Source organism: Limosilactobacillus reuteri subsp. porcinus, assembly GCF_036621895.1.
GTDB lineage: Bacteria > Bacillota > Bacilli > Lactobacillales > Lactobacillaceae > Limosilactobacillus > Limosilactobacillus reuteri_J.
Genome location: NZ_LN887369.1, coordinates 1 through 1,151 on the forward strand (window position 1 = coordinate 1; position 1,151 = coordinate 1,151).

1 protein-coding gene and 1 pseudogene are annotated in these 1,151 nt (G+C 34.5%); both read right to left on the minus strand.

What is annotated here, in order from left to right:
* Window positions 1-117 precede the first annotated feature (117 nt).
* Window positions 118-389: pseudogene (locus AACL61_RS03145) on the minus strand (helix-turn-helix domain-containing protein).
* Window positions 389-832, minus strand: a complete 444-nt coding sequence (locus AACL61_RS03150; protein WP_339110984.1) for a type II toxin-antitoxin system RelE/ParE family toxin — start codon at window positions 830-832, stop codon at window positions 389-391. The pseudogene AACL61_RS03145 and the gene AACL61_RS03150 overlap by 1 nt, the downstream one beginning before the upstream one ends.
* Between the last annotated feature and the right edge of the window lie 319 nt (window positions 833-1,151).

Consider the following 1,151-nt stretch of genomic DNA (forward strand, 5'->3'; position numbering starts at 1 on the left):
GGTCTAAAGACATTAATAAAAGCCCCGATAAAGCGCTGATATAGCACCACTTTATCGGGGCTTATTTTTTTGCATATTATGAAATTATTTCACGGTGCAATTATTGTTAATATTTATCTACTTGGCTTCCATCAATGGAGAAATAGACAACTTGATTTGCAAACCTAATCCAGCAGCATATTTATTTAATGTAGGCAGCGTAGGGATTGAATCTAAATTCTCGATTTTAGCCAATTGAGGTTGTGTCATACCGATTTTTTTGCAAATTCTGTTTGCGAAATCCCCTGTTTAATTCTTTGTACTTCTAAAAAAGACAAGGTATCAATAATCGATAATTCTTCTTTTGTTGCAACCGTTTGATGCTTATCTATATCTTCCCAGTTTCTCATTATTTACCCTTTCTTTCGTACCAATCGTCAAGTAGCGACAAGGCTCTTTCTATCTGACGAGGATCTGTTTCATCCTTTTTCTTAGTATAATGATTTAATAACACAAAATTATTTTTCTTCCACACTCCATAAAATACTCTTTTCGGCATAGGTCGTAACTCCCATAGTTGATACCTATAACCCTTTAATTTTTTTGCTTGTGGGGTATGTAACACAGGACCAAGAGCTTGTAGCATCTTGATTTGATGGCGCATTTTTAAATAAATTGCTTTATCTTGCTTTTGTTTACTTTGCGAAATTTTCTCGAAATAATCAAAAATTTTTCTATTGAAAGAACCCGCGCACTCAACTAAATAAAATAAGTTTACGACAATGATTAATTTTGGTGCACAAAAATTGCCGAATTGCACCATTTGTGCACCAAACTTACAAACTTTCACCATTTTAACTAAACAAAAGTTCCGATAAACTGCCGTTATATCAGCGTTTTATCGGAGCTTCTTTTTTATACAATCTTACTCCCCCCGAGAGTTTAAAAGCGTTGTTATACCAACGTTTCAAGAGGTTTAGTGTGCCAAACGTGTACGAACTAAATAAAATAAAAAGGATGCCGATTAGGGCACCCTGCTTACCGGTACGGTTTAAGTAATCAACTGAAACCATTTTGCACACCGGCATAGTAATATTGATACATATATTATAACACAACCAACTTATGATACAATAGTTGAGCACACTGTTGGGTATCTGTCAAGTTTTCAT